The organism is Pseudomonas panipatensis, from assembly GCF_900099785.1.
GTDB lineage: Bacteria > Pseudomonadota > Gammaproteobacteria > Pseudomonadales > Pseudomonadaceae > Pseudomonas > Pseudomonas panipatensis.
On sequence record NZ_FNDS01000002.1, the window covers coordinates 292219 to 319063 of the forward strand.

A 26845-nucleotide genomic window follows, 5' to 3' on the forward strand; every position below is an offset into this window, starting at 1 on the left:
TATTTGTCGAACCACATCGTGCTCAATTTCGCGAATGCCAACTTCGCTCGATCCACCAGCACGAACAGGAACGCATCATGGACAGCGTCATACGAATAGGTATCGTCGACGATCACCCGCTATTGCGCGAAGGCGTCGCCAACGCCTTGCGCAAACGCGCCGACTTCAAGGTACTGGAACAAGGTGCCAACGCCGACGAGGCGAAATCCATCGCCATGCGCCTGCAACCGGACGTATTGCTGATGGATGTGAACATGCCGGGAGACCCGTTCTCCGCAGTGCGTTTCATTGCCACCGAACATCCGCAAGTGAAAGTCCTGATGCTCACCGTCTCCGAATCCGAGGAGGATGCTTACTGCGCCCTGGAAGCCGGCGCCAGGGGTTATCTGCTCAAGGGCATCAGCGGTCCGGATCTGGTGACCGCCATCCGCAATGTGGCGCGTGGGGATATTCATATAACCCCGGAGTTCGAGCGCAAGTTACTGAGTAACTTCAAACGCCGGGAAATAGAAATCAAGAAGATAGACCTGACACATCGCGAAGAGCAGGTCATTCGTGAAGTATCGAAGGGACTGACCAACAAGGAGGTGGCCGAGAAACTTGCCATCAGCGAAAAGACCGTGAAGTACTACATGACCTGTGTCATGCAGAAACTTCATGCGCGCAATCGCGTGGAGGCTGTGACGGCGCTACGCCGATATTGGGAAAGCGAGAACTTAGGCAGAATCGGCCCTTCGCCACAATTCAACCACCTCAAGGAGTTCTGATTGACGCCTCAGGCAACGATTCAAAAAGGACAATAAGCATTAAATCCAGCCTTGCGCGAATAGTTACCGTCGAAATTGCGCCCGCACCCGCGTGCCGACACCAAGTTCCGACTCGACAGTGAAAGAACCGCCAAAAGATTCCACGCGATAACGCAAGCCCGCCAGGCCGAGATGGCCTCGGCCGTCGGTTTCGATAGGCGTCGCAGCGACCTCGAAACCCTGCCCAGAGTCGCAGACCGTCAGAGACAAGAGTCTGTTGCGATAATCGGCGACGATCCGCTGGCCGGCGCCGCCGGCATGCATGAAGGCATTGTTCAGGCTCTCTTGAACGAAACGGTAGATGCAGATTTTCAATGGCAAAGGCAAATCCCCCGGCAACTCGCCCAACGCCAGTTCGACCTTGCTGCCGGTGCGCTGCTCATGACGTCCGGCCACCAGAGCCAGTTCTTCGCGCAGGCTCAGCTCGCTGATTTCCGGCAATGCCAGACCACGGGAGATATCCCGCACTTCGCGCAGCGCGTCCTGGGCCGCGCCACGAATGCTTTCGTAGATCTCGCGATCGCCGGGGAGCTTGGCGCAGGCCTCCAGTTGATCGGCCAGATCATCCAGGCGAATCAGGATCAAAGTGAGCAACTGCGCCGGTCCATCGTGCAGGTCGGCGCCGAGGCGCCTGAGGGTAAGCTCGTTGATCTTCCAGAACTCCTGATTGGCCTTGGCGATGCGTCGTTGCAGCATGGCGTTCTTGCTGTGCAAGCGAGCCTGTTCGATGACCCGCGAGCGCAGCGCCACTTGCTGTTGCTGGATAATGGCGTCGCCGCGCCGGACGATGAAGAAGAGCAACAGCAGCATCGCCAGGGTCGCGGTTCCCACCACGCGCCAGACCTGACCACGAACCTTGGCGATTTCCTTTTCCAGGCCATCGGCGCGTTCGTAGAACTCGCCAACCGCCACTATCTTTCCGCTCTTGCCGTCGCGCAGCGGCGCATAGATCTCATACAAGGGCACATTCAGCGCGCGTTCGAAGCGGTTCTCGTCCTGCGAGAGATCCTCCAGGTCGGTCACCACATGGCCACCCAGCGCCCCGGCGATTTCATCCGTGGCGAAGGTCTGCCGCAGGATGGATTTGTCCGTGCTGTAGACCACGGTGCCATCCGGACGCCAGATCTTCATCGACTCCACATGCCGCTTGAGCGAGGAGGTATTCAGCATTTGATCGAGCGCCGCGATACTCTCCTGGGATATTTCCGAACGCTCGTTCATTTCCTGGACATAGGGTTCCAGGAACGCCTCCATATATAAGGCTCCGGCTTCCGCGGCACTTTGCAGCGCGGCACTTTTGACACGTTCGCTGACCAAATCGCCGACAAAGAACATGGTCAATCCGAGTATGAAGGTGGCGGCGATCACGAATTGGGTGGAACGGCTCCAGCCACGCACTTTATTACGTGCGAAGTTGAACAATGATTTGTCTTTCGGCTGGACCTTGGTCTGATCATCGGACTCGACCAACGTCTCAGGTGAGTCAGCGACGATAGTCTCTGCAATTGATTGGACCTTTGAATCTTTCGCCATGCTCGTACGTCCTTGATGCTCACACATGTGAAGTAGGAACAACGACCGCGAAAAAGGACACCTGGAGATTATCATGTACGAATTGAAAGCCTTCACCCTCAACCAGAAAGATATTTTGTTCCTCCAGCAGCAGGTTGAATTCCCGACTATCCGGGTGATCGGCTACAACGCCAATGGCGATGCCCTCTACGGTTACAGCGGTTCGGATGGCGTGATTCACATGCTCGGCGTGATGGGCAGTTTCGACCCGCTGAGCATTCCCGTCGGCGAGTCGACCTGGTACAACGGCGCCCGCGACCCCATCGGCCTGCGTAACGTCTCCGGGGCCTTCAACAATCTCACCCAGGATGGCCAGGCCTGGGGCAGTTTCGGCCAGACCTTCATCCGCCTGAGCCACGCCGACTACGCGCACTACGTGCATCAGAACCTGAGCAATCACGCGCTGAGCGGACTGGGCGTGCCGGCTGGGGCGACTCCGCAGGCAGACAACAGCAGCCTGTACAGCGACCCGAGCGCATCGCTGGTCGACTACACGCCGCGCATGATCAGCCAGACCGTCGTGAGCGGCGGCGTGACCTTCGCCAAGGACGCCCAGGGCCACATCCAACACACCGCCGACGGCATTGCCATCGTCAGCGATCCGGGCCTGCTCAAGGACCTCGGCGAAGCAGACACCTCAGCCCCCGGCTCCGGCCAGTACTTCATCCGTAACCAGAACACCGTCGCCGGCGACCCCTCGACCACCGGCTGGTTCACCCTCTTCGGGCAATTCTTCGATCACGGCCTGGACTTCATCGACAAGCCCAACCAGAACGCCACCATCACCATTCCGCTGTCGCCAGACGACCCGCTCTACGGCGCCATCGGCGCGGACGGCCAGCCGGTGTACTCGATCAAGGTGCACCGCGCCAGCGTCGCCGGCACCGACGCCCAAGGGCAGGCCCAGTACGTCAACCTGGATTCCCCCTACATCGACCAGAACCAGACCTATGGCTCGAATGACGCAGTCACCCAGTTGCTGCGCAAATGGGTGGAAGACCCGAACAACCCCGGGCACTTCCGCGCGGGTGCCGAACTGTTCGATGGCAACACCCTGAGCGACGCGGCAGCCTGGACACTCAATGGCGAACTCACCCACCGCACCTTGCCGACCCTGAGCGAGCTGCGTGCCCACGTCCTCGCCACCGGCCGCGACGACCTGACCTGGGACGACATCGCCGACTTCCGCGTGCGCGACGCCTCCGGCCATGTACTGGATGCCAATGGCAACAGCGCCGACGGCATCCAGGCGGTCTACACCCACGAAGCCATCCTGCTCGACATGAACCCGCACTTCGACGATGCGCATATCGACCAGGCCAAGCTGATGGCCCTGGACGGCAATATCCAGGCGATCACCTTCAACGCCCAGAATCCTTTCGGCATGACCATCACCTATCAGGACAGCTCGGTGAAAACCCTGTTCGATCTGGTGGACTTCTCCAACTTCACGATCAAGGCCGCGCCTGGCACCGTCGAGTACAGAGTGGCCAACGAGTTGCTGCTGGAATCGGTCGGCGACCACTACATCGCCGGTGACGGCCGGGTCAACGAGAACTTCGGCCTGACCGCGATCCACCACGTCTTCCACGAAGACCACAACGTCCAGTTGATCAACCTGCAGGCGGAAATCCTCGCGCAGAATAATGCCGACATCGCGCACAAGTGGCAGGTGGGCGTCTCCGATGGCAATGGCGGCTTCTGGCATGACAACGACGGCAATTACCTGGTCGCGCAAGGCGGGGCGATTTCCTGGGACCAGGACAAACTGTTCTACGCAGCGAAACTGGCGGTCGAGATGGAATACCAGCACGTCGCCATCGACCAGTACGCGCGGCTGATCACCCCGGACCTGCCAGAGTTCGTCACCTATGACTCGGGGATCAACGCCAACATTTCCCTGGAGTACGGTGAAGCGGCCTTCCGCTTCGGCCACTCGCAGTTGCGCGAAACCATCGACGCGCTGGAGAAAAGCGCCAGCGGCAGTTACGACCTGACCGGCGCCATCACCCATTACGCACTGGAGAAGGCCTTCCTCAACCCCGCCGGCTTCGCCAAGGTTGGGCCGACCGCCATTGCCCTGGGCATGACCCGGCAGGTCAGCAACGAGATCGACGAGTTCGTCACTCCGGCCCTGCAGCAAGGTCTGCTCGGCCAGCCACTCGACCTGGCGACCATCAACCTGGCGCGCGGCCGCGACCTCGGTCTGCCGACGCTGAACCAGGCACGCCAGCAGATCCATGATGCGCTGATCGCCGAGCGCGCCCAGCCGGGCGGCTCGCTGCACCACACCAACCTGATCGTCGATGCGCTGACGCCCTATACCAGCTGGAGCGACTTCGCCAACAACATGATCCACCCCGAGTCACTGGTGAACTTCATCGCCGCCTACTCCTTCGATGGCGATGTGGCCCACGCCCAGGCGATCATCGATGCCGACAAGACCGGCTTGGCCAAGAGCTACGTGAACGGCGGCGTCACCTACCAGGTGACTGCCGAGCAGGCGGCGCTCTTCCTCTCGGGAGGCGCCGATGCCAACGGCAACCACATCGCCGGCTACGACGGCTTCAACAACATCGACCTGTGGATCGGCGGGCTGGCCGAGAAGCACGTCTACACCGGCCAGTTGGGCACCACCTTCAACGCCATCTTCGAGGACCAGATGGAGCGGCTGATGGATGGCGACCGCTTCTACTACCTGTTCCGCCTCGACCTCGGCCTGCCGGCGATGACCAACCTCAACGAGCAGGTGGTCACCGAGCAGTTCAAGGACATCATCGAACGCACCACCGATGCCCGGCACCTGGCCGGCGACGTGTTCGCCTACGCCGACAGCCATATCGAGTTGAGCGAAAAACCCGCCGATGCCACCGCCTACAAATCCGAACACAAGTACGGCAACCTGATCGATGCCAACCACGTCGGCGTCTACTCCACCGGCGGTGGCGGCGGCATCGGTGGCAACGGCATGCTGGTGAACCTGGTCAACCCGGAAACCGGCGCGACCACCACCTATATCCGCGATTACCGCCCGGACGCAGGCCTGAATCCCGATGGCACGCCTTCGGTCGGCTACAACTCCCACGAGGTGCTCGCCGGCAGCGACTACAACGACTGGATCGACGCCGGCGACGGCGACGACACCATTTACGGCGAGGGCGGCGACGATATCCTCGACGGCAAGGCCGGCGCCGATCACATCTACGGCGGCCTGGGCAACGACATCATCTACGGCGGCGATATCGACGACTTCCTCGATGGCGGCGAAGGCGATGACATCATCTACGCCGGCACCAGCGCCGGTGCCATCGACATCGTGATCGGCGGCAACGGCAACGATCACCTCTACGGCGAAGCGGGGATCGACGAGCTGTACGGCGGCGCCGGCAACGATTTCATCGACGCCGGTGGCGACACCGACCTGGTCCATGGCGGCGATGGCAGCGACGAAATCTACGGCGGCGATGGGCCGGACATTCTCTTCGGCGAAGATGGCGACGACATCATTTCCGGCGGTTCGACCGGCGACCAGGAGTTCGGCGGCGAAGGCGACGACATCCTGCTCCCCGGTCTCGGTGGAGCCCCCGGCCAAGGTGACGGTGACGAAGCGATCGGTGACGTCGGCTTCGACATTGCCGCCTTCAGCGACGTCAACATCGCCCTCGACGCAGCCGCCGACCTGAACAACCAGAACGTGGTGGCAGCGCCCGGCACCAATGTGCTGTTCCAGCCGTTCAATGCCCTGCTCACCGACATCGAAGGCCTGATCGGCTCGCGCTTCGGCGACAGCCGGGCGAACAGTGCCGACCCGGGCAAACCCAGCGCCGGGCTGATCGGCAACGCCGCGGAAAACTGGCTGATCGGTGGTAGCGGCGACGACGTGTCCCAGGGCAACGCTGGCAACGACGTGATCGTCGGCGACTCGATCCGCCTGGCCGACCTCAACCACCTGCTCGCCAGCCAGGGCTTCGCCCAGCACTTCAACGGTCTGCAGGCGGCCCGCCCGGGATTCGTCCTCGGCGACAACCATACCGCGCCGGGCACCTCCGACGGCGCGGCGGACGTGGCGGTGTACAGCGGTAACCTGGCCGACTACAGCATCGTCAAGTTCGTCGACAATGCGATCACCGGCTTCAAGATCATCGACAATCGCGTCGGCGCGGCCAACCTGGACGGTACCGACATCCTGATCGGCGTCGAGAAGGTCCGCTTCGCCGACCGCACCGTCAACCTCAACGTCAACAACAGCCTGCCCACCGGCAATATCGTGGTGAGCGGCTATGCCACCGCGCCGAGCACGCCGAGCCGACCGGTTCCGACACAGTATCGGTTGAGCGCGAATATCAGCGGTATTCAGGACGCCGACGGGCTGCCCGCCCCGAGCGGCTTCGCCTATCAGTGGCAGGCCCTGGTGGGCGCCACCTGGATCAATATCGTCGGCGCCAACGCGGCGACCTTCGCACCGACGTCCACCCAGTACGGCCAGCAGCTTCGCGTGCAGGTGACCTACACCGACAACAACGGCACGGTCGAACAGGTCAATTCGGCGCCGACCGAGGCCGTCGGGCGCTTTGTCGAAGGCAACATCTTCAGCAACAACCCGCTCAACGGCACCGACTACCAGGACATCATCCTCGGCTATGCCGGCAGCGATGTGCTCAACGGCGGCCTGGGCTCCGACCTGCTCGACGGCGGCAGCGGCAACGACACCCTGCGCGGCGGCCAGGGCAACGACACCTACGTGGTCGACAGCAACGGCGACTCGGTGGTGGAAAACACCGGGGAAGGCAACGACACGGTGCTCTCCTCGATCAACTACACGCTGGGCAACAACGTCGAGAACCTGACCCTCACCGGCAACGGCAACATCAATGGCACCGGCAACGGCCTGGACAACGTCATCACCGGCAACAACGGCAACAACCAGCTCAACGGCCTGGGCGGCAACGACAGCCTGTTCGGCGGCGCCGGCAACGATAGCTTCCTCGCCGGCATCAATGACGGCAACGACAGCTACGACGGTGGCAGCGGCACCGATACCTACGACCTCTCCGCCACCAGCGCGGCGGCGACCGTCGACCTGAGCACAGGGCAGGCCAGCAGCGCGCAGACCGGCAACGACAACCTGACCTCGGTGGAAAACATCACCGGCAGCTCCGCCTCCGACCATCTGCAGGGCGATGCTGCCGCCAACCTGCTGCAAGGCGGCGCGGGGGGCGACTGGATAGACGGCGGTGCCGGCAACGACACCCTGCGCGCCAGCATTGGCGACGGCAACGACAGCTACTTCGGCGGTGCGGACAGCGACACCTACGACCTCTCGGGCACTTCGGCCGCAGCCACCGTCAGCCTGCTCGCCGGCACCTCCAGCAGCAGCCAGACCGGCAGCGATACCCTGGCCGGTATCGAGAACCTGCTCGGCAGCACGGCCGGCGATAGCCTGACCGGCGATGGCAATGCCAACAGCCTCAGTGGCCTGGATGGCAACGACACGCTGAACGGCGGTGCCGGTGCCGATACCCTCATCGGCGGTGCCGGCCGGGATAGTCTCAGCGGCGGCGCGGACGCGGATACCTTCGTGTTCTCGGCTATCGGTGACAGCGGCACCAGTGCAACCACGCGCGACGTGATCAATGACTTCACCCAGGGCGCCGACCGCATCGACCTCTCCGCCATCGATGCCCGCACCAACGGCGCTGGCTCCAATGGAGTCCAGCACTTCACCTTCCTCGGCGAATGGAACAACGTAGGCAACGAGTTCAACAACCAGGCGCAATTGAAGTTCCACTACGTGAATGTCGGCGGCGTCGACCACACCTATGTGGAAGGTAACGTCAACAACAACAATGCGGCCGACTTCCAGATCGACCTGGTGGGTCATATCGCACTGACCAGCAACGACTTCATCGGCCTGGCCTGAGGCTTGCCCTGGCCCGCATCGACTCCGGGGGAGGCCGGTGCGGCCAGGCCGGGAATGTCCGCTGGTCGCGGCGCCTCGCCCTGGGCGCCACGCCCCCTCGCCCGACCGTCGAGGGGGATTTTTTTGCGGCCGCCCCACGCCTCCGGACCAGACGTCCTGCTACGCTGGTTAGCGTCCTGGCTCCGGAACCCGACATGCTGTTCTGCCTTCTGCTGATCGTCACCTGGGTCGTCCTGCTGCTGCGCTACCCGACGCGTGCCCTGCCGGTTTCGGCGGCGGCGCTGGTGGGGCTGGCGCTGGTGATCGCCTTGGCGATCTGGCAGGACAGCCAGGAGCAACGCCTGCTGCAACACCTCGAACTGCGCATCCGCTACGCGCCGACCTTGTGTCCGGCCGACCGGCCGCTGCGCGTGGACCTGAAGAATGGCAGCGAGGCGCCGCTGCTGGAGCTGAACTGGAAAGTCGCCGCCTACCGTCCCGGCGACACCGCCGACCTCGCGGAAAACCTCTACGAAACCCCGCGCTACAGCGGCCCCGGCGCGCTGCTCGGCGGCGAAAGCTGGGCCGACTGCCTGCCGCTGCCGACGCTGCGTCCCGGTTACCGCGCCAGCACCCTGGAATTCCGCGCCGAACACATCGAAGGACATTTCGGCGGCTGAAGGCGGCTTCCGCCCGGCCGGGGCAATCGGCTAGGGTAGGCACCTCCCGCTCCCGCCAAGGAATGCCGCATGTCCCAGCCCGTCGCCCTGATCACCGGATGCTCCAGCGGCATCGGCCGCGCCCTGGCCGAGACCTTCCAGGGCGCCGGCTACCGCGTCTGGGCCACCGCCCGGCGCGAGGAAGACGTCGCCGAGCTGAACCGGGCCGGCTTCCAGGGCGTGCGCCTGGACGTCAACGACGAAGCGGCGGTGACGAGCCTGGCCGAGCGCCTGCAACGCGAGGTCGGCGGCCTCGACCTGCTGATCAACAACGCCGGCTACGGTGCCATGGGGCCGCTGCTGGACGCCGGCAGCGAGGGCCTGCGCCGCCAGTTCGAAACCAATGTCTTCGCCGTGGTCGGCCTGACCCGCGCCCTCTTCCCGCTGCTGCGCGCGCGGCGCGGGCTGGTGGTCAACATCGGCAGCGTGTCCGGCCTGCTGGTCACCCCCTTCGCCGGCGCCTACTGCGCCTCCAAAGCGGCACTGCACGCGCTCAACGAAGCGCTGCGCCTGGAACTGGCGCCCTTCGCCATCGAGGTGCTGGAAGTGCAGCCCGGCGCCATCGCCTCGCAGTTCGGCGCCAATGCCAGCCGCGCGATGGATTCGCTGGTCGATCGAGACTCGCCCTGGTGGCCGCTGCGTCGCTTCATCCAGGCGCGCGCCGCCGCCTCCCAGGACAACCCCACCCCGGCCGCCGAACTGGCGCGCCTGTTGCTCGCCGCCGTGCAGCGCCAGCCGCGCCCGCGCCTGCTGCGGGTCGGCAACGGCAGCCGCGCCCTGCCCCTGCTGGCGCGCTGGCTGCCCAGCGCATTGCTGGATAAGGTACTGAAGAAGCGCTTCGGCCTCGACGGCCGACTCTGACCCGGAGAACCAGGATGTCGCACACGGCTCCCGTCGCCACCCGCTACTACGCCCTCGGCGGCATTCTGCTGGCCATCGTCCTCAACACCCTCCTGCGCGCGCTGCTGCGCTACAGCCTGCTGCCGGTGAACCTGCTGGTGGCGTTGGCCATCGGCTTCGCCATGGCTTGGCTGTTCGCCCGCCGCGTCGGCCGCCTGCCGAGCAGCGGCGAGCGCTGGCGCCTGCTGAGCGGCTACGCCGGCGGGCTGGCGCTACTCTACCTGGCGCTGGTGGCCCTGGCGGCCTGGCGCGACCCGCCCAGCCATGCGGCCTTGCTGCTGTACCTGCTCAACTACCTGTTCTACCCGCTGGCGGCCTGCTGGGCGTTCCGTGCGTCGATCATGCAGCGCTGGTTGCCACGCTGAGCGAGCGACACCGCCGCGCAGCGGCGGCGGGCAGCAACCTGGGTTAGGGTAGCCCTCTTCGAACACGCGACAGGCCCGTCATGACCATTTCCCGTTTCTCCGCCGTCACCCATACCCGCCTCATCGAGCACGCCGGGCTGGACGCGCTATGCGCCGACTACGACGGTTTCCTGCTCGACCTCTGGGGCGTGCTGATGGACGGCGCCGAGGTCTTTCCCGGCGCCCGTGCCTGGCTCCAGCGCCGCGCCAACGAAGGGCGTCCGGTGTGGTTCCTCAGCAACGCCTCGCGCAGCGTCGCGGAAATGGCCGATACCCTGGCCCGTCTCGGCGTGCCGCATGCGCTGTACAGCGGCATCACCACCTCCGGGCAACTGGCCATCGACGCCTTCAACCACGAGCCCGACTTCCAGCGCGGCGGCATCTACATCGCCGGCGTCGGCGACTCCCTGGACACCTGGCCGGCGGAAATCCGCGCGCGCTTCACCACGGATATCCACAGCGCTGCGCTGATCCTCGGCGTCGGCAGTTTTCCCCAGAACGAACTGGACGCGCGCTTCGCGCCGCTGCGCCAGGCGCTGGACAAGCCCTTCCTCTGTGCCAACCCGGACCGCGTGGTGGTCTCCGCCGGCAAGACGGTGTTCGGCGCCGGCCGCCTGGCCGAGGCCTTCGCCGAGGAAGGCGGCCAGGTGCACTGGTTCGGCAAGCCCGACCCGGCGCCCTTCCGCATCGTCCAGCGGCAACTGCAAGCGCGCGGTGCGCAGCGCATCCTGTTCGTCGGCGACTCCCTGGTGACCGACGTGCCCGGCGCCCTGGCGGCGCGCATCGATACCCTCTGGCTGGCGGCCACCGGCATCCACCGCCAGGCCCTGGGCGTGCCCTTCAACGGCGCCCTGGACGAGGAAAAGGTCCAGGCCTTGCTCGACGGCTACCCGGTACGCCCGCACTTCGCCGCTCCCGGCCTGGTCTGAACGCCGCGAGCGACACCCCACAGGGCCAGTGGGTTACGCGTGCCGTGGGATGACCTGGAGCGAAGCGATACCCATCGCGGGCATGGCTCGCTCTGGCAAGGGAACATAGCTGGGGGCGCCTGAAACGGAACGCTTTATCCGCCGGGAGGATTGGGCCCCAGCGCCACGCCGCCTGGCAGCCCCGCGGAAACGGAAACGGGAGCCGAAGCTCCCGTCTGTGGGTCACTGTGCCGGGGCTGTCGCGCCCTTTTCGCCGACCGGGTTCTTGCTGTCCGGGTTGACGATCACCGTGGTGGTGATGCCGGCGGCCAGCAACACGCCCTTCGGCACCTGGTCGATGTGGATGCGCACCGGCACGCGCTGGGCCAGGCGCACCCAGTTGAAGGTCGGGTTGACGTCGGCCACCAGGTCGCGGCTTTCCGGGTTGTCGCGGTCGTAGATGGCGCGGGCGATGCTTTCCACATGGCCCTTGAGGCGTTCGCCGCTCATCAGTTGCAGCTCGGCCGGGTCGCCCACGGCGATGTGCGGCAGCTTGGTCTCTTCGAAGTAGCCGTAGACCCAGTAGGAGTTCTCGTCGACCACCGCCAGCTTGGCCTCGCCGGCGCGGGCGTAGTCGCCGCGGTAGACGTTGAGGTTGGTGATGTAGCCGTCCACCGCGGAGCGCACCTGGGTACGTTCCAGGTTGAGCTTGGCGGCATCCAGCGCGGCCAGCGCCTGCTGGTAGTCGGCATCGGCGGCGGCGGCGGTGTTGCTGGCGTCGTCGAGGCTCTCGCGGGAGACCACTTCGTTGTCCATGGCGGCGCGGCGCTTGGCGTTGAGCAGGCGCATCTGCAGGGTGGCCTTGCGCGAGGCGACCAGGGCTTCGGCCTGTTTCACGGCGATCTGGTAGTGATCGGGGTCGATCTGCATCAGCAGGTCGCCTTTCTTCACCTGCTGGTTGTCACGCACCAGCACGTTGACCACCACGCCGGAGACGTCGGGGGCGACGTTGATGATCTCGGCGCGGACGCGGCCGTCGCGGGTCCAGGGGGTGTCCATGTAGTTCACCCAGAGGGTGCGGCCGATGATCACGGCGACCGTCAGGATGATCAGGGTCGCCAGCAGGCTGAAGACGGATTTCAAGGTCATGGTGGGCAAACTCTTATCGGTAGACGGTCAAGGACAGGCCGCCGAACAGGCAGGCGAACAGGCACACGCGGAACAGGGCCGGATGCCAGGTGAAGCGGTACACGCCGATGGACGCGAAGATCCGGTCGATGGCCCAGCTGATCAGCGCGGCGACGATGAACAGGACGGTCAGGGTCGGCATGTAGACCCCGTGGAAGGCCACTTCGCGTGGCAGGTCTTCAAGCAACATGGCTGGCTTTTCCTTGGCTGGCATCACGCAACGGCGATTGCGGGTCGAGCAGGGTCGTGCGAATGAAGTGCAGGTAGCTGACCACGCGCCGCAGCGGCGAACTCTCGAAGTCCGGCGCGCAGGGCTCCTCGGTGGCCTTGGTGGTGGCGATGGCCAACTCGACCGCGGCCAGGGCGCGCTCGCGGTTGGCCTCGCCGGGCTGGACGAACAGACGGATCAGCGCGCGGCCCATGCTGCGGATCGCCTTGCGCCAGGGCGCGGATTCGGCGTAGCAGGCTTCGAGCGGCAGTTTATCCTGCTCGTTGCGCAGTTCGATGATGGCGTGGCCGACTTCCAGCACCAGGAACATCCAGCGCAGCAGGCCGCGCTGCACGTCCGGGCGGCCGGCGGCGACGCCATAGGCCTGGTTGAGCAGGTCGCGGGTGCCGCTCTCGAAGGTCGCCACCAGGCCGTCGCTCTTGCCGCTGATGGCCTGCACCACGCGCATGCGCAGGTCTTTTTCCAGGCGCCGCCAGAGCCAGGCGCTGGTCGGCGGCAGGATCACCGCGGCCATCACCGCAGCAGCGCTCTGCGACAGCACCAGGGCCAGGTATTCGTTGAGTGTGCGCCCGGCGTCGTAGAGCGTCATGTTCGCCGGAACGGAGCCGAAGCTGAAGAACACCAGCAGGCCCAGGCCGTAGCCGGCATAGCCCGGCCGCAGCGAGAGGAAGGCGCCGAAGGCGAACACCGGCGCCACGGCCAGGCAGAGCATCGGGAAGCCATCCAGGTGGGGGAACACGAAGTAGGTTTCGAAGAAGCCGAGGATGGCCGCGAAGAAGGTGCCCACGGCCATCTGCGTGGCCATCTTCGACGGGTTCGGCGCGGCCGAGACCAGCGCCGCGACGGCAGCGGCGTTGAGCACGAAGGTGCTGCCGCTGGGCCAGGAGGTTTCGATCCAGAACACCCCGAACAGCAGGACCATGAGCGCCGTGCGCGTGCCCGACACCAGGGCGCCGACCAGGTTGGCCTTGGGCGAGAAACCGAACTTCCAGTTCTCCCGCTCGTGGCGCTGCTCGGTGAGGGAGGCATGGGTCAGGGCGTAGTCGTGCAGGTCGGCGACCAGGCGGTAGAGCAGCTCGGCGCCGGTGTTGAAGTCCAGGCGCTCGGACACGTCCTGGACCTTGCCGCGCAATTCCTCGCGGGCGTCGCGGATACGCTGCATCAGGCGCAGGCGGCGCGCCTCCAGTTGCTCGGCGAGGAGCGCCGCGTCGACGTCGGTGAGCGCCTTGCTCTTCCACGGCAGGAGCATTTCGCGCAGTTCGTCCAGGCACGGCTCCAGGGCAGCGAGGACGCGATCGCCGCCCTGGGTGCGCAGGCGTTCGAGCAACTGGTGCAGTGCGTGATAGCGGGTGGTGAGCACCATGAACTCGTTGTTCAGGCGCGCCAGCCGGCCGCTGCGCATGCGCATGTGCGGGTCTTCGAAGGCGGTGACGCTGCGCAAGGTCTCCAGGCCCACGGCCTGGGACACGAAGTTCACGTTGGCCGCTTCGAATCGCTGGCGCTGGCCGCCGCCGAGGTTGTCGAGAACGTACCAGGCGAAGGCGCCGAAGCGCTGGTAGAGGGCATTGCGCATGGCCGCCGAGGAGGTCTGCGGCAGCACCACGGCGCTGACCAGCATGGAGCAGAGGATGCCCAGGCTGATCTCCAGGACCCGCCAGACCGCCGACATGAAGGCGGCTTCCGGGTGCAGGGTGGCGGGCAGGCCGATCAGGGTCGCGGTGTAGCCGGCCAGCACGCAGGCGTAGGAGCGGAAGTCGCGGTAGCGCGCGGCGCCGGCGGTGCAGGCGCCGACCCAGAGCGCCACCACCAGCAGGAACAGCACGCGCTCCTGGGCGAACACGGCGATCAGCGCGACCATCACGGTCAGGCCGATGATGCTGCCGAGGATGCGGTAGAAGCTCTTGGCGAACACCTGGCCGCTCTGCGGCTGCATGACGATGAACACGGTGATGGTCGCCGTGCTCGGCTGCGGCAGTTCCAGGCGCATGGCCAGCCACAGGGTGAGCAGCGCGGCGGTCAGCACCTTGGCGATGTAGACCCAGGTGACGCCGTCGCTGCGCGCCCACTCGAACAGCGCGCGGCGCAGGTCGCCGGGCTGAGGCAGGCGGCTCAGGACTTGACTGCCGGCCATCTCAGCGCTCGCTCAGCGGGCGCACGGGGACACTGTCCGGGACCATCTTGCGTTCCTTGGGCATGTCCTTGGGGTCCATCAGGCCACCGCCGAGGGCGACCACCAGGCCGGCGTGGGTTTCCAGGCGCGCGGCATGGACCTGCTGGGCGACCAGTTGCTGCTGGAACAGGCGGGTCTGCGCGTTCAGCACGCTGAGGTAGTCGGTCAGACCGCCGCCGTAGCCCTTGGCGGCGATGTCGTAGGTCTTCTGCGCCGCGGCCACCGATTGCTCGGCCAGTTCCTGCTGCTTCTCCATCGAGTGCATGCGGATGAGCTGGTCGGAGATGCCCTTGAGGGCGTTGACCAGGGTCTGGTTGTACTGCGCCACGGCGGCGTCGTAGCCGGCCGATTCCTGGCCCAGCTGGGAGCGCCGGCGACCGCCGTCGAAGATCGGCAGGGAGACCGCCGGGCCGAAGCTGTAGGTGGATTTCTGCCCGGTGAGGAACTCCAGCATGCCGCCGCCGACGGCGCTGTAGCCGAGGCTGGCGACCAGGTCGACGTTGGGGTAGAACTCGGCGCGGGCGACGTCCACGCCCTTGGCCTGGGCGGCGACCTTCCAGCGGCTGGCGACCACGTCGGGACGGCGGCCGACCAGTTCCAGCGGCAGGGCGCTGGGCAGTCCGGGGTGAGCGGTCAGGGTCAGGCTCGGACGCTTGATCGAAGCGCCGGCGCCCGGTCCCTTGCCGGCCAGCGCGGCGATCTGGTTGCGACTCAGCGCGATCTCCTCTTCGATGGCGTCGATCTTGCGCTTGGTTTCCGGCAGCGGGACTTCCGCCTCGCTGACTTCGAAGTGAGTCCCCAGGCCGCCGGCCAGGCGCCGCTCGGCCAGGGAGAGGATGTGCTCCTGCTGTTGCAGCATGGCCTCGGCGATGTCCAGCTCGGCGTATTGCAGCGAGAGCTGGATGTAGGCGCGGACGATGTTGCTCTCCAGCTCCAGTTGGGCCATGCGCGCCTCGGCGGCGGTCATGTAGGCCACGTTCATGTAACGCTCGGTATTGCTGCGGTCACGCCCCCAGATATCCAGGGGGTAGGTGAAGCCGATGGCGGCGTTGTTGTTCCAGGTGGTGCTCTTGGCCAGGGTGCCGGGACCGTAGAAATAGTCATCCGGCCACTTGTGCCGCATCAGCGACGCGTCGGCGCTGACCTGCGGCGACTCGGCGGACTCGGCGACGCCGGCCATGGACAGCGCGATGCGCACCCGCGCCTCGGCTTCGGAGAGCGTCGGGCTGTTGTCCAGGGCGGTCTGTACCCAGGTATTCAACTGCGGGTCGCGATAGGCCCGCCACCACTGATCCGACGGCCACTTGGCGTCGCGGTTGGCGGACTGGATAGCGGCGTCGGTGGCCAATTGGTCATTGCCCAGGCGTTGTTCCTGAGGGGCAATGCCATGAGTACTGATGCAACCGGCGATTGTTGAGAAAACGACAAAGGAGCCGGCGAACGCCAGTCCTTTCACGAGGTGACGCGACACGGTTGGGAGTCCTGGAGGGGTTAGCCTGGTATTCAGCTTAGAAGATGCCGAGAGAACAATTCGGACGGCTGAATTCTAGGGAGCCGGGAGGCAACGGATAAGACGGCGAAAATGTGATTATTTATTACCGGTAATGAAACAATGCTGCCGATGGTCTCATGTGACAATCTGTCTCCCTACTGATCCGGGGCTCTGAATGGATACTTTGCAAACCATGCGCGCCTTCGCCTGCGTCGCCGAAACCGGCAGTTTCACCGCCGCGGCGCTGCAATTGGGCACGACCACCGCCTATGTCTCGCGGGCCGTGGCCAATCTGGAAACCCACCTGCGCGCCCGGCTGCTCAACCGCACCACCCGACGCATCGCCCTGACCGAAGCCGGCCAGCGTTACCTGCTGCGCTGCGAGCAGATTCTCGCCTACGTCGAAGAAGCCGAGGCCGAGGCCGGCGACGCCCACGCCCGCCCCGCCGGGCGCCTGCGCGTGCACTCGATGACCGGCATCGGCATGCATTACGTGATCCGCGCCATCGCCGGCTACCGCAAGCAGTTCCCGGAAGTCAGCTTCGAGATGACCCTGGCCAACCGCGTGCCGGACCTGCTCGACGAGGGCTTCGACGTGGCCATCGTGGTCGCTCCCGAACTGCCCGACTCCGGCCTGGTGTCGCAACGCATCGGCGAGACCTACAGCATCCTCTGCGCCTCGCCGGCCTACATCGAGGCGCGCGGCCTGCCGCGCACCCCGGCCGAGCTGATCGAGCACGACTGCCTGCGCCTGCTCAGCCCGGTGATGTCCCTGGACAAGTGGCTGTTCGACGGCCCCAACGGCCAGGAAATGGTCACCCTCGGCCCCTCGCCGTTCCAGGTCAACGTCGGCGACGCCATGACCGAGGCGATCCGCTCGGGCATGGGCATCGGCGCGCTGCCGGCCTATTCGGCCATCGAAGCGCTGCGCGACGGCAGCCTGGTGCGGGTGCTGCCGCATTACCGCCTGCAATGGCTGAACGTCTACGCGCTGTATCCGTCGCGGCAGTACCTGGACGCCAAGATCAAGACCTGGGTGGCCTACCTGCGCGAAACCCTGCCGGGCATCCTCTCCGCCGATGAGGCGGAAGTCGGCGGCGCCCAGGTGCGCCCGCGCTGAGCCGAGCGATAATCGCCCACCGCGCCCCGGCGCCTCACCCATGGCGGCGCCGGGGATGCTAGGCTCTGCCTCCTTCCCCTCCCTTGCCGACGCAACGCCATGAAAAAGAACGTTTTCGTCTTCAGCCGCCTGGCTCCGGAACACCTCGAGCGCCTGCGCGCCAACTTCAATGTCAGCGTGCTTGACCCCAAGCAGGGCGATATCGACGCGCAGTTCGCCGCCGCCCTGCCGCAGGCCCACGGCATGATCGGCGTGGGCCGCCCGCTGGGTGAGAAGCAACTCGCGCAAGCGGGCCAGCTGGAGGTGATTTCCAGTGTCTCGGTGGGCTACGACAACTACGACCTGGCCTACCTCAACGCCCGTGGCATCCCGCTGACCAACACCCCCGACGTGCTCACCGAGACCACCGCCGACCTCGCTTTCGCCCTGATCATGAGCGCCGCCCGCCGCGTCGCCGAGCTGGATGCCTGGACCAAGGCCGGGCAGTGGAAGCGCACCATCGACGCGCCCCACTTCGGTGTCGACGTGCACGGCAAGAAGCTCGGCATTCTCGGCCTCGGCCGCATCGGCGCGGCCATCGCCCGGCGCGGCCGCTTCGGCTTCAACATGGACGTGCTCTACCACGGCAACAGCCGCAAGGTGGAGCTGGAGCAGGAACTGGGCGCACGCTTCTGCGGCTTCGACGAACTGCTCGGCGAGGCTGATTTCGTCTGCGTGGTGGTGCCGCTGTCCGAGGCCACGCGCAAACTGATCGGCACGCGTGAACTGGCACTGATGAAGCCCAGCGCCATCCTGGTCAACATCGCCCGTGGCCAGGTGGTGGACGAAGCCGCGCTGGTCGAGGCACTGCAGAACAAGCGCATCCTCGCCGCCGGCCTGGACGTCTACGAGAAGGAGCCGCTGGCCGAATCGCCGCTGTTCGCCCTGCCCAACGCCGTGACCCTGCCGCATATCGGCTCGGCCACCCACGAAACCCGCCGCGCCATGGCCGAATGCGCGCTGGACAACTTCGAAGCGGCCTTGCGCGGCGAACGCCCGCGCAACCTGGTCAACCCGCAGGTGTGGAAGGCGTAGGGCGCAAGGCCGGCCGCGGCTTGCGGAACACCAGGACGTTGCCGGCCATCACCAGGCCCAGCCCGGCCAGGGCCGGCAGGCTCCAGCGGTAGCCCTCGGCGAAGGCCGAGATGTTCAGCGCCACCACCGGGAACAGCACCGTGCAGTAGGCCGCGCGTTCCGGGCCCATGCGCCCGACCAGGGTCAGGTAGGCGGTGAAGCCGATCACCGAGCCGGGGATCGCCAGGTAGAGCAGCGAACCGATGTAGCGCGGGCTGGCATCGAAGCTCAGCGGCACGCCCTGCACCAGGCAGATCGTCAACAGGATCAGCGAGCCGTAGAGCATGCCCCAGGCGTTGGTGCTCAGCGGCCGCAGGCCAGCCTTCTGCTGCAGGCTGGAGAGCAGGTTGCCGGCGGAGAAACACAGGGTGCCGAGCAAGGCCAGGCCGAGGCCATAGAGGGTTTCCCGGCTGGCCGTGTGGCCGACCAGTTGCGGCCAGAACAGCAGGGCCAGGCCGAGCAGACCGAGAGCGCCGCCGCCGAGCACGTTGGCGGCGATCCGCTGGCCGAAGAACACTCGCGCGTTCAGCGCGTTCCACAGGGTCGCGGTGGAGAACACCACGGCGATCAGGCCGCTGGGGATCCACTGGCTGGCGGTGTAGAAGCAGATGAAGTTGACGCAGAACAGGCACAGCCCCTGGGCCAGGCAGATCAGTTGGCCGCGCCGGCCGAGCGCTTGCAGGCGTCGCGAGAGCAGGAGAATGGCGAACAGCACCAGCGCCGCCAGGCTGAAGCGGTAGGCAATGGACAGCGGGATGGCCACCGCGCCCATTTGCAGCTTGATGGCGACCCAGGTGGTGCCCCAGATAAGGACGGTGAGCAGGTAGAGCGAGAGGTTCATCGGCGATCTCCGGTCGACTGCCGGGCAGTTTCCCGCCGCCGCCGCGCCGCCGCTTGCAGATTCTTGCGCTTATTGCGACCTGCGGGCTGGCAAGCTTCGCGCGCGCGGGTAGAGTGGTGACTGTCAGGAGTCGCCCATGTCTGCCATTCAGCACCTACAGGTCTTCCAGTCGATGAACAGCTCGCCGAACGCCCGCCTGGAGCGTTGCGCCGAGCTGGGCGACGGGTTGTCCGCGGCGATCTGGAGCAATCACCACGACGCCCGCGACTACCTGTCGCCGAACCACCACACGCTGTCCTGCTACCTCGACGGCGGCACCGGCACCTTCCGCCGCGGCGCTCCCGGCGCCACGGGCGCGCCGGACAAGCTGTGCATCATGCCGGCCGACCAGGAGTCCGCCTGGATCGTCAACGGCGACATCCGCCTGGCGCACCTCTACTTCAGCCCGGAGCGCTTCGCCCTCGGCTGCGTCCAATTGCTCGACCGCGAGCCACGCGAGCTGCAACTGCGCGAGAGCACCTTCCTCGACGACCCGCAGCAGGCCGCGCGCTTCCGCCGCCTGGTGCGGATGGACTGGAGCGAACCGGCGGAACGCCTGCTGACCAGCAGCCTGGCCCACGCGATGATCGACCACGCCCTGCTCACCCAGGTCGGCCGGCGCGACGGCCTCAGGCTCAAGGGTGGCCTGGCACCGGCCCTGCGCCGGCGCGTCCAGGAGTACATCGACCAGCACCTCGCCGAGCCCCTCGCCCTCGGCGAGCTGGCGGCCCTGGCGGCGCTCTCCGAATACCACTTCGCGCGGATGTTCCGTTCCAGCTTCGGCATGCCGCCGCACCAGTACCTGCTGGCCCGACGCCTGGAACAGGCCTGCCAGCTGCTGCGCGGCAGCCACCTGCCCCTCGGCGAGATCGCCCTGGCCTGCGGTTTCTCCAGCGCCAGTCACTTCGCCAACCGCTTCCGCGCCGCCCTGGGCGGCACGCCAGGCGCGTACCGCGCGGCCTTCCGCGACTAGCCGAGCGCAGCGTTCGCCCGCCGACTCAGGCAGACATGCTGCGCGCGAGAATCTCGAAGACTTTGGGCGACTGGCACTGGGCGACGTTGAAGCGCAGGAAGTCCGGCGCCGTCTGCCCGAGGCTGAAGACATTCCCCGGCGCCAGCACCATGCCCTCGGCCAGCGCCGCGCGGGAGACCGTCGCCGCCTCCAGGCCGCCCGGCAGGCGCGCCCAGACGAACACCCCGCCGCGCGGTTCCAGCCAGGGTTGCAGGCCCAGCCGGCGCAGACGCGTCAGGGTCTCGCCCATGGCCTCGGCCAGGCGCGCGCGCAGGCTGTCGAGGTGGCGGCGGTAACCGCCCTTGAGCAGCAGTTGGTGCAGCAATTCGGCGTTGAACGGGCTGTTGCCGAAGGAGGTGGCCAGCTTGAGATCGACCAGTTGCTCGCACCAGTCGGCGCGCGTCGCGATATAGCCGCAGCGCAGCGAGGCGGACAGGGTCTTGGAGAAACTGCCGACCTGGATTACCCGCGCCAGGCCATCGAAGGCCGCCAGGCGCGGCGCCTGTTCATGCTCGAAGTCGGCGAAGATGTCGTCTTCGACGATCAGCAGGTCGTGGGCCTCGGCAAGTTTCAGCAGGCGATGGGCGACGAGCGGGGAGAGCTGCGCGCCGGTCGGGTTGTGGAACGCCGAGTTGGTGATGTAGAGGCGCGGCCGGTGGCGCTGCAGGATGCCGGCCAGGGCCTCCACGTCCGGCCCGTTGGGCGTGTAGGGCACGCCGATGGCCACGGCGCGGTGGGCGCGCAACAGGGCCTGGAAGTTGAAGTAACCGGGATCATCCACCAGCACCTCGTCGCCGGGTTCGAGGAGGAAGCGGCAGACCAGGTCGATGGCGTGGGTGCCGCCGTCGGTGAGGACGATCTGCTGCACGCCGGCCTGCACGCCATGCTCGGCCAGGCGCCGCGACAGTTGCTCGCGCAGGCCCTGATGGCCGTATGGGCGGCCGTACTCCAGCAGGCTCGCGCGTGGTTCGCGGGCCAGTTGGCGCAGGGCGCGGCGCAATTCGTCTTCCGGCAACCAGCTTTGCGGCAGCCAGCCACAACCGGGCTTGAGCGAATCCTCGGCGGCTTCCAGCGCCTGCCGGGATATCCACAGCGGATCGATGCTGCGATCCAGCGCCGGGCCGATTTCAGCCAGCGACAGCGGCGGCAGGTGGCCGCAGACGTAGAAGCCGGAGCCCCGCCGGGCGGCGATCACACCCTCGGCGGCAAGGCGTTCGTAGGCCTCCACCACGGTGCTCTTGGACACCCCCAGGTGAGCGGACAGGGCGCGGATCGACGGCAGCCGCTCGCCGGGCACCAGGCTGCGCGCAGCCAGGCGCTCGCGGACCTGGTGGATCACGCTGTCGACAAGGGTCAGGCTCATGGCCGCCTCGACTGTACTGATGAAAAGTCAGGACAGTTTCATCGAATTGTACTGTTCTGTCACTGGTCGAGCGCCGCGTCGCCGCGCACCATCGTGGCTCCCCTCCCCTGTGGCGATACCCCCATGAATGGCACCCTCGGCGGCTGGTTCAGCGGCTTTCTCGGCATCCTCATCTTCAGTGGTTCGCTGCCAGCCACACGGGTGGCGGTGGGCACCTTCGAGCCGACCTTCCTGACCCTGGCCCGGGCCAGCATCGCCGGGCTGCTGGCGGCGCTCATCCTGCTCGCGCTGCGCCAGCAGCGGCCGCAGCGACATGACCTGCCGGCGCTGCTGGTGGTGGCCCTCGGCGTGGTGATCGGCTTCCCGTTGCTGACCGCCCTCGCCCTGCGCCATGTCAGCTCGGCGCATGCCATCGTGTTCGTCGGCCTGCTGCCGCTGGCGACCGCGCTGTTCGCCGTGCTGCGTGCCGGCGAGCGGCCACGCCCGGCGTTCTGGCTGTTCTCCGTGCTCGGCAGCGCAGTGGTCGCCGGCTATGCGCTGACCCAGGGCGGCGGCGCCAGCCTCCTCGGCGACCTGTTGATGCTCGCCGCCATCCTCGCCTGCGGCCTGGGCTACGCCGAGGGCGCACGCCTGTCGCGGCGCCTGGGCAGTTGGCAGGTGATCTGCTGGGTGCTGGTGCTGGCGCTGCCCCTGATGCTGCCGCTGACCCTGTGGACCTGGCCGGACAACCTGACCACGGCGACCTGGCCGGCCTGGCTGAGCCTGGGCTATGTGTCGCTGTTCAGCATGCTCATCGGCTTTTTCTTCTGGTACCACGGCCTGGCCCGTGGCGGCATCGCCGCGGTCGGTCAGTTGCAACTGCTGCAACCCTTCTTCGGCCTGGCCCTGGCCGGGTTGCTGCTGCACGAGCAGATCAGCCCGCTGATGGCCGGCGTCGCCGCCGCGGTGCTGCTCTGCGTGGCCGCGGCGCGGCGCTTCGCCCGCTGAACGCGAGCGCCTCGGGCGGGCCTCGGCATCCGCCGCCGGGCGCAGCGGCGGCGGGGATTTAGCGGTATCATCGGGCGTTTGTGTATTTCCCCGGGCCCGCCGGAAGGAAGCTCCGATGATCCCACCAGCCGAGCCGCCCGCTGCGCGCGACGAATTCGCCCCGCGCCCGCGCCTGACCCTGGGCAGCCATGTGCACAGCGGCTTCGACCTGCGCAGCGGGCGCATGCAGAACATCGCCCGGCACCGCGCCGCCCTCGCCTTCCTCTATGCCGACACGCCGGTGTCCGGACCGATCAACCCGCGGACCGGCAGCGAGCTGCGACTGTTCCGCGATGAGCGCATCGTCCGCCTCAGCCGCCAGCCGGAGCGCGAGAACCAGTTGCGCCTGCAATTGCGCCAGCTCGGTTTCAAGCCAGCGATGCGCCGCAGCGATGCCCTGGAAGACAGCGCCGGGGAAATGTTCGAGCTGCCCGACGACGGCGCCTGGCAACAGTTCATGCGCGAGGGGCTGCCGCTGCTGCGCGAGCGTGGCTGGGAAGTGGAGGTGCGCCCGGAGTTCGTCTTCGACCTGACCCCGGTCGAGAGCTGGTACGCGGAGATCGAGGAGACCGAAGACCGCCAGTGGTTCGACCTGGAGCTGGGCATCGAGATCGAGGGACGGCGCATCAGCCTGTTGCCGGCGCTGATCGAACTGATCCGCCGCAGCCCGGCCTTGCTCGACCCGCAGGCGCTGGCCCGCCACGCCGACGACGAACAACTGGTGCTGCGCCTGGACGCCGGGCGCAGCCCGGTGCACAACTGGCAGACCGCCTCCGAACGGCCGCTGCGCGTGTCCCTGCCATTCGGCAGGCTGAAACCGCTGCTCGGCACCATCTCCGAGTTCTACCTGGGCGAACAGCTGCCGGTGCGCCGCTTGCGCATGGGCGCGCCGGACGCCGCGCGGCTCAGCGAGCTGGAGGAACTGCCGCTGCACTGGCAAGGCGGCGAGCACCTGCGCGAGATCGCCCACCGCCTGCGCGACTACCGCGCCCAACCGGCGCCGCTGCCGACGGGGCTGCGCGCCGAACTACGGGCTTACCAGCACGAAGGCCTGAGCTGGATGCAGACGCTGCGCGAAGTCGGCGCCAGCGGCATCCTCGCCGACGACATGGGCCTGGGCAAGACGCTGCAATCGCTGGCCCACGTGCTCCTGGAAAAACAAGCCGGGCGCCTCAGCGCGCCGGCCCTGGTGGTGATGCCGACCAGCCTGATCCCCAACTGGCTGGACGAAGCCGAGCGCTTCACCCCGCAATTGCGCGTGCTCGCCCTGCATGGCGCCGGCCGCCGCCGCGACTTCGCGCGGATCGCCGAGCATGACCTGATCCTCACCACCTATGCGCTGCTGCCGCGCGACGCCGAGAAGCTCGGCAAACAGCAGTACCACCTGCTGATCCTCGACGAGGCGCAGAACATCAAGAACGCCGGGACCAAGGCCGCCCAGGCCGCGCGCCAATTGAACGCGCGGCACCGCCTGTGCCTGACCGGCACGCCGCTGGAAAACCACCTGGGTGAACTCTGGTCGCTGTTCCACTTCCTGCTGCCCGGCTGGCTCGGCGACGCCCGCCAGTTCGCCCAGCACTACCGCACGCCCATCGAGCGCCACGGCGACCAGGCACGCCTGGCGCACCTGGCCGCGCGCATCCGCCCCTTCCTGCTGCGCCGCACCAAGGAGCAGGTGGCCTCGGAGCTGCCGCCGAAAAGCGAATTCATCCAGCACATCGAACTCAGCGAAGCGCAGCGCGACCTCTACGAAACCGTGCGCCTGGCCCTGGACCGCAAGGTCCGCGAGGAGATCGCCCGGCGCGGCCTGGCGCGCAGCCGCATCATCATCCTCGAAGCGCTGCTCAAGCTGCGCCAGGTCTGCTGCGACATCCGCCTGGTGCAGAGCGAGGCGCCGGCCGCGGGCGGCAAGACGGCGAAGACGGTGACCTCGGGCAAGCTGGAGTACCTGCTGGACATGCTCGACGAACTGCTCGCCGAGGGCCGCCGCGTGCTGCTTTTCTCGCAGTTCACCTCGATGCTCGCGCTGATCGGCGAGGCGCTGCGCCAACGCGGCATCGACTATGCCCTGCTGACCGGCGACAGCCGCGACCGCCGCGCCCCAGTGGAGGACTTCCAGCAGGGCCGCGTGCCACTGTTCCTGATCAGCCTCAAGGCCGGCGGCGTCGGTCTCAACCTGACCGCCGCCGACACCGTGATCCACTACGACCCCTGGTGGAACCCGGCCGCCGAGAACCAAGCCAGCGACCGCGCCTACCGCATCGGCCAGGACAAGCCGGTGTTCGTCTACAAGCTGATCGCCCGCGGCACCGTGGAAGAGAAGATCCAGTTGCTGCAACGCGAGAAGGCCGCCCTCGCCGCCGGCATCCTCGAAGGCGCCGGCGCCGACTGGCAGCTCGACGACGCCGATATCGACGCGCTCTTCGCGCCGCTGCCGAAGGCGGTCTAGCGCCCACGGCTGCATGCCCTGGGCGCGGCGCTCAGTCACGGACCAGTTGGATGCTGCCGTCGCGGTTCTGCCGGTAGAGGGTGTAGGGCAAGGCGAAGGTGTCGGTAATGCCGGAGACCAGCATGTCGGCCAGCGCCCAGATCGGATCGCCGAAACTGTACCTGGCATCGCTGCGGTAGGCCCGCGCGGTCACATTGCCGGCGCTGTCGGTGGCGACCGCACCGTAGGGCGATCCGTGCAACCAGCAGAGGTCGTAGACCACGCCGCTGTACACCCGCGGGATGCTGTCGCAGTAGGTGCCATTGAGCAGCGTATGCCTCACGTCGAGCGTCTCGTCGCTGCGCACGGTGTGCAGCGAGCCGCAGCCCGCCAGCAGCACAGACATCAGAAGGGGCAGTAGTGGTTTTCCTTGCATGGCGATCTCCTTGTCGCGAAACCCTGTGGATAATCCATTTTTTTGGCGCCGCACGCGCGGTTCACCAGGACTTGGTCTGATCCCAGCGCCAGTTGCGGTACTGGTAGATCAAGGTGCCGAGCAGACCGTAGACGGCGGCCATGCCGAAGAGGATGAGGATATGGTCGGCCACTGCCGAGAGTGGCAGGTTCATCTGGTTCATTTCCACCACCGCGCGGATCGCCCAGGTCGAGGGGATGGCGTCGGCCAGCGCCTGCACCCAGCCGGGCATGGCCTGCGGCGGCCAGGTGAAGCCGGCCATGTAGAACAGCGGCAGGGTGATGAAGGTCATGGTCAGGTACACCGCCTCTTCCGACGGCAGCAGCTCGGCGAGGAACTCGCTGAGGGCGATCACCGCCAGCAGGAAGGGCAGCACCAGGCCCATGAGCATGAAGAAGGACGCGGTCTGGCGATACCCCATCAGCCACGGCCAGATCACGTAGAAGAGCATGCTCAGCACCATCCAGATCAGCAGTTGCGCGCTGTAGCGGCCGAAGCGGGTCGACGCGGGCTGGCGCAGCGAGCGCGGCGTGCCGCCGCGTAGGTTGAGATTCACCCGGGTGCAGGAGAGCAGCAGGCTGTGCTGCAGGATCAGCGTGACCATCCCCGGCAGGACGATGGCGGCGAAGCTGGTGCCGGGATTGAACAGGTCGGTGAGCTGGGCGACGGCCGGGCTCAGCAGCACGCTGGCCTGGTCCGTGCTGAAGCCGGCGCGCATTAGCTGCGCCTGGTTGTAGCGCAGCGACAGCTCGTTGTAGGTGGCGCTGATGTCCTGCTGGATCTGCCCGTTGGCCATGCGGTTGGTGGCGTCGCCGAAGATCGGGATGGTCACCGCCTCGCCGCGCAGCACGCGCTTCTCGAAGTCCACCGGCAGGATGATGATGCCGAACAGCCGGCGCCAGGCCAGGTCGCGCTGCGCCGCCGGCAGTTCGCCGTAGTGCTGCACGGCGATCTTCGGCGCCGCGTCGAGCAGGCGCGCCAACTCGCGCGAGGCGTCGCTGTGGTCCATGTCGACCAGCGCCACCGGCAGGTCGTCCATGGTCCGGTGCGCATAAGGCAAGGTGGTCAGGCACACCGAGAGCACCATCATCAGCCACAGCGGCTTGCCCAGCATGTTCTGCAGCGATTGCTTGAGGACGGC

The 26845-nt window shown here is 66.8% G+C and carries 20 protein-coding genes; 11 read left to right on the forward strand and 9 right to left on the reverse strand.

Annotated features, from left to right (window positions below):
• Positions 1-77 precede the first annotated feature (77 nt).
• Positions 78-767, forward strand: coding sequence for a response regulator (locus BLQ74_RS05485; protein ID WP_090261531.1), 690 nt, complete (start codon positions 78-80; stop codon positions 765-767).
• Between the two features lie 63 nt (positions 768-830).
• On the opposite strand, the gene BLQ74_RS05490 is transcribed toward BLQ74_RS05485, so the two are convergent.
• Positions 831-2339 (reverse strand): sensor histidine kinase, encoded by a 1509-nt coding sequence (locus tag BLQ74_RS05490; protein ID WP_090261532.1) that lies wholly within the window; start codon positions 2337-2339, stop codon positions 831-833.
• A gap of 73 nt (positions 2340-2412) precedes the next feature.
• On the opposite strand from BLQ74_RS05490, the gene BLQ74_RS05495 reads away from it, so the two are divergent.
• From BLQ74_RS05495 to BLQ74_RS05515, 5 genes are all read left to right on the forward strand, one after another.
• Positions 2413-8298, forward strand: a complete 5886-nt coding sequence (locus BLQ74_RS05495) for a peroxidase family protein (RefSeq protein WP_090261533.1) — start codon at positions 2413-2415, stop codon at positions 8296-8298.
• Between the two features lie 194 nt (positions 8299-8492).
• Entirely contained in the window at positions 8493-8957 is a 465-nt protein-coding gene (locus tag BLQ74_RS05500) for a multidrug transporter (protein ID WP_090261534.1), read from the forward strand.
• 69 nt (positions 8958-9026) lie between these two features.
• Positions 9027-9857: an SDR family oxidoreductase gene (locus BLQ74_RS05505; RefSeq protein ID WP_090261535.1), complete on the forward strand. Its 831-nt coding sequence runs from the start codon at positions 9027-9029 to the stop codon at positions 9855-9857.
• A gap of 14 nt (positions 9858-9871) precedes the next feature.
• Positions 9872-10261 (forward strand): hypothetical protein, encoded by a 390-nt coding sequence (locus tag BLQ74_RS05510; RefSeq protein ID WP_090261536.1) that lies wholly within the window; start codon positions 9872-9874, stop codon positions 10259-10261.
• Between the two features lie 80 nt (positions 10262-10341).
• On the forward strand, positions 10342-11229 hold the full coding sequence (locus BLQ74_RS05515; RefSeq protein ID WP_090261537.1) for a TIGR01459 family HAD-type hydrolase: 888 nt from the start codon (positions 10342-10344) through the stop codon (positions 11227-11229).
• Positions 11230-11451: 222 nt separating this feature from the next.
• Here BLQ74_RS05515 and BLQ74_RS05520 read toward each other — a convergent pair whose 3' ends face one another.
• From BLQ74_RS05520 to BLQ74_RS05535, 4 genes are read right to left on the reverse strand one after another with little or no spacing between them, the layout of a single operon-like run.
• A complete protein-coding gene (locus BLQ74_RS05520; protein ID WP_090261538.1) occupies positions 11452-12357 on the reverse strand; it encodes an efflux RND transporter periplasmic adaptor subunit in 906 nt (301 codons plus the stop codon).
• Between the two features lie 13 nt (positions 12358-12370).
• Positions 12371-12571, reverse strand: coding sequence for a DUF1656 domain-containing protein (locus tag BLQ74_RS05525; protein ID WP_090261984.1), 201 nt, complete (start codon positions 12569-12571; stop codon positions 12371-12373).
• A 4-nt stretch (positions 12572-12575) separates the two neighbouring features.
• Positions 12576-14756: an FUSC family protein gene (locus BLQ74_RS05530; protein ID WP_090261539.1), complete on the reverse strand. Its 2181-nt coding sequence runs from the start codon at positions 14754-14756 to the stop codon at positions 12576-12578.
• 1 nt (position 14757) lies between these two features.
• A complete protein-coding gene (locus BLQ74_RS05535) occupies positions 14758-16266 on the reverse strand; it encodes an efflux transporter outer membrane subunit (protein ID WP_090261540.1) in 1509 nt (502 codons plus the stop codon).
• Between the two features lie 196 nt (positions 16267-16462).
• On the opposite strand from BLQ74_RS05535, the gene BLQ74_RS05540 reads away from it, so the two are divergent.
• Both BLQ74_RS05540 and BLQ74_RS05545 read left to right on the forward strand, forming a co-directional pair.
• Positions 16463-17407, forward strand: a complete 945-nt coding sequence (locus tag BLQ74_RS05540; protein WP_090261541.1) for a LysR family transcriptional regulator — start codon at positions 16463-16465, stop codon at positions 17405-17407.
• A 99-nt stretch (positions 17408-17506) separates the two neighbouring features.
• Positions 17507-18481: a 2-hydroxyacid dehydrogenase gene (locus BLQ74_RS05545; protein WP_090261542.1), complete on the forward strand. Its 975-nt coding sequence runs from the start codon at positions 17507-17509 to the stop codon at positions 18479-18481.
• Here the strand turns inward: BLQ74_RS05545 and BLQ74_RS05550 are convergent.
• On the reverse strand, positions 18456-19361 hold the full coding sequence (locus BLQ74_RS05550; RefSeq protein WP_090261543.1) for a DMT family transporter: 906 nt from the start codon (positions 19359-19361) through the stop codon (positions 18456-18458). The two genes, BLQ74_RS05545 and BLQ74_RS05550, sit on opposite strands and share 26 nt — an antisense overlap.
• A gap of 136 nt (positions 19362-19497) precedes the next feature.
• On the opposite strand from BLQ74_RS05550, the gene BLQ74_RS05555 reads away from it, so the two are divergent.
• Positions 19498-20373: a helix-turn-helix domain-containing protein gene (locus tag BLQ74_RS05555; RefSeq protein WP_090261544.1), complete on the forward strand. Its 876-nt coding sequence runs from the start codon at positions 19498-19500 to the stop codon at positions 20371-20373.
• A gap of 25 nt (positions 20374-20398) precedes the next feature.
• Here BLQ74_RS05555 and BLQ74_RS05560 read toward each other — a convergent pair whose 3' ends face one another.
• Positions 20399-21775 carry an aminotransferase-like domain-containing protein gene (locus BLQ74_RS05560; protein WP_090261545.1) on the reverse strand — a complete coding sequence of 459 codons (1377 nt, stop codon included), beginning with the start codon at positions 21773-21775 and terminating at the stop codon, positions 20399-20401.
• A gap of 123 nt (positions 21776-21898) precedes the next feature.
• Here BLQ74_RS05560 and BLQ74_RS05565 point away from each other — a divergent pair, with 123 nt between their 5' ends.
• On the forward strand, positions 21899-22762 hold the full coding sequence (locus BLQ74_RS05565; protein WP_090261546.1) for a DMT family transporter: 864 nt from the start codon (positions 21899-21901) through the stop codon (positions 22760-22762).
• A 115-nt stretch (positions 22763-22877) separates the two neighbouring features.
• The gene (locus tag BLQ74_RS05570) at positions 22878-25250 is read left to right on the forward strand and encodes a DEAD/DEAH box helicase (RefSeq protein WP_483153924.1); all 2373 of its coding nucleotides are present in this window, start codon (positions 22878-22880) and stop codon (positions 25248-25250) included.
• Between the two features lie 31 nt (positions 25251-25281).
• Here BLQ74_RS05570 and BLQ74_RS05575 read toward each other — a convergent pair whose 3' ends face one another.
• Together BLQ74_RS05575 and BLQ74_RS05580 are read right to left on the reverse strand one after the other, a co-directional pair.
• The gene (locus BLQ74_RS05575) at positions 25282-25665 is read right to left on the reverse strand and encodes a YceK/YidQ family lipoprotein (protein ID WP_090261547.1); all 384 of its coding nucleotides are present in this window, start codon (positions 25663-25665) and stop codon (positions 25282-25284) included.
• Between the two features lie 61 nt (positions 25666-25726).
• Positions 25727-26818, reverse strand: coding sequence for an ABC transporter permease (locus BLQ74_RS05580; protein WP_425287482.1), 1092 nt, complete (start codon positions 26816-26818; stop codon positions 25727-25729).
• Between the last annotated feature and the right edge of the window lie 27 nt (positions 26819-26845).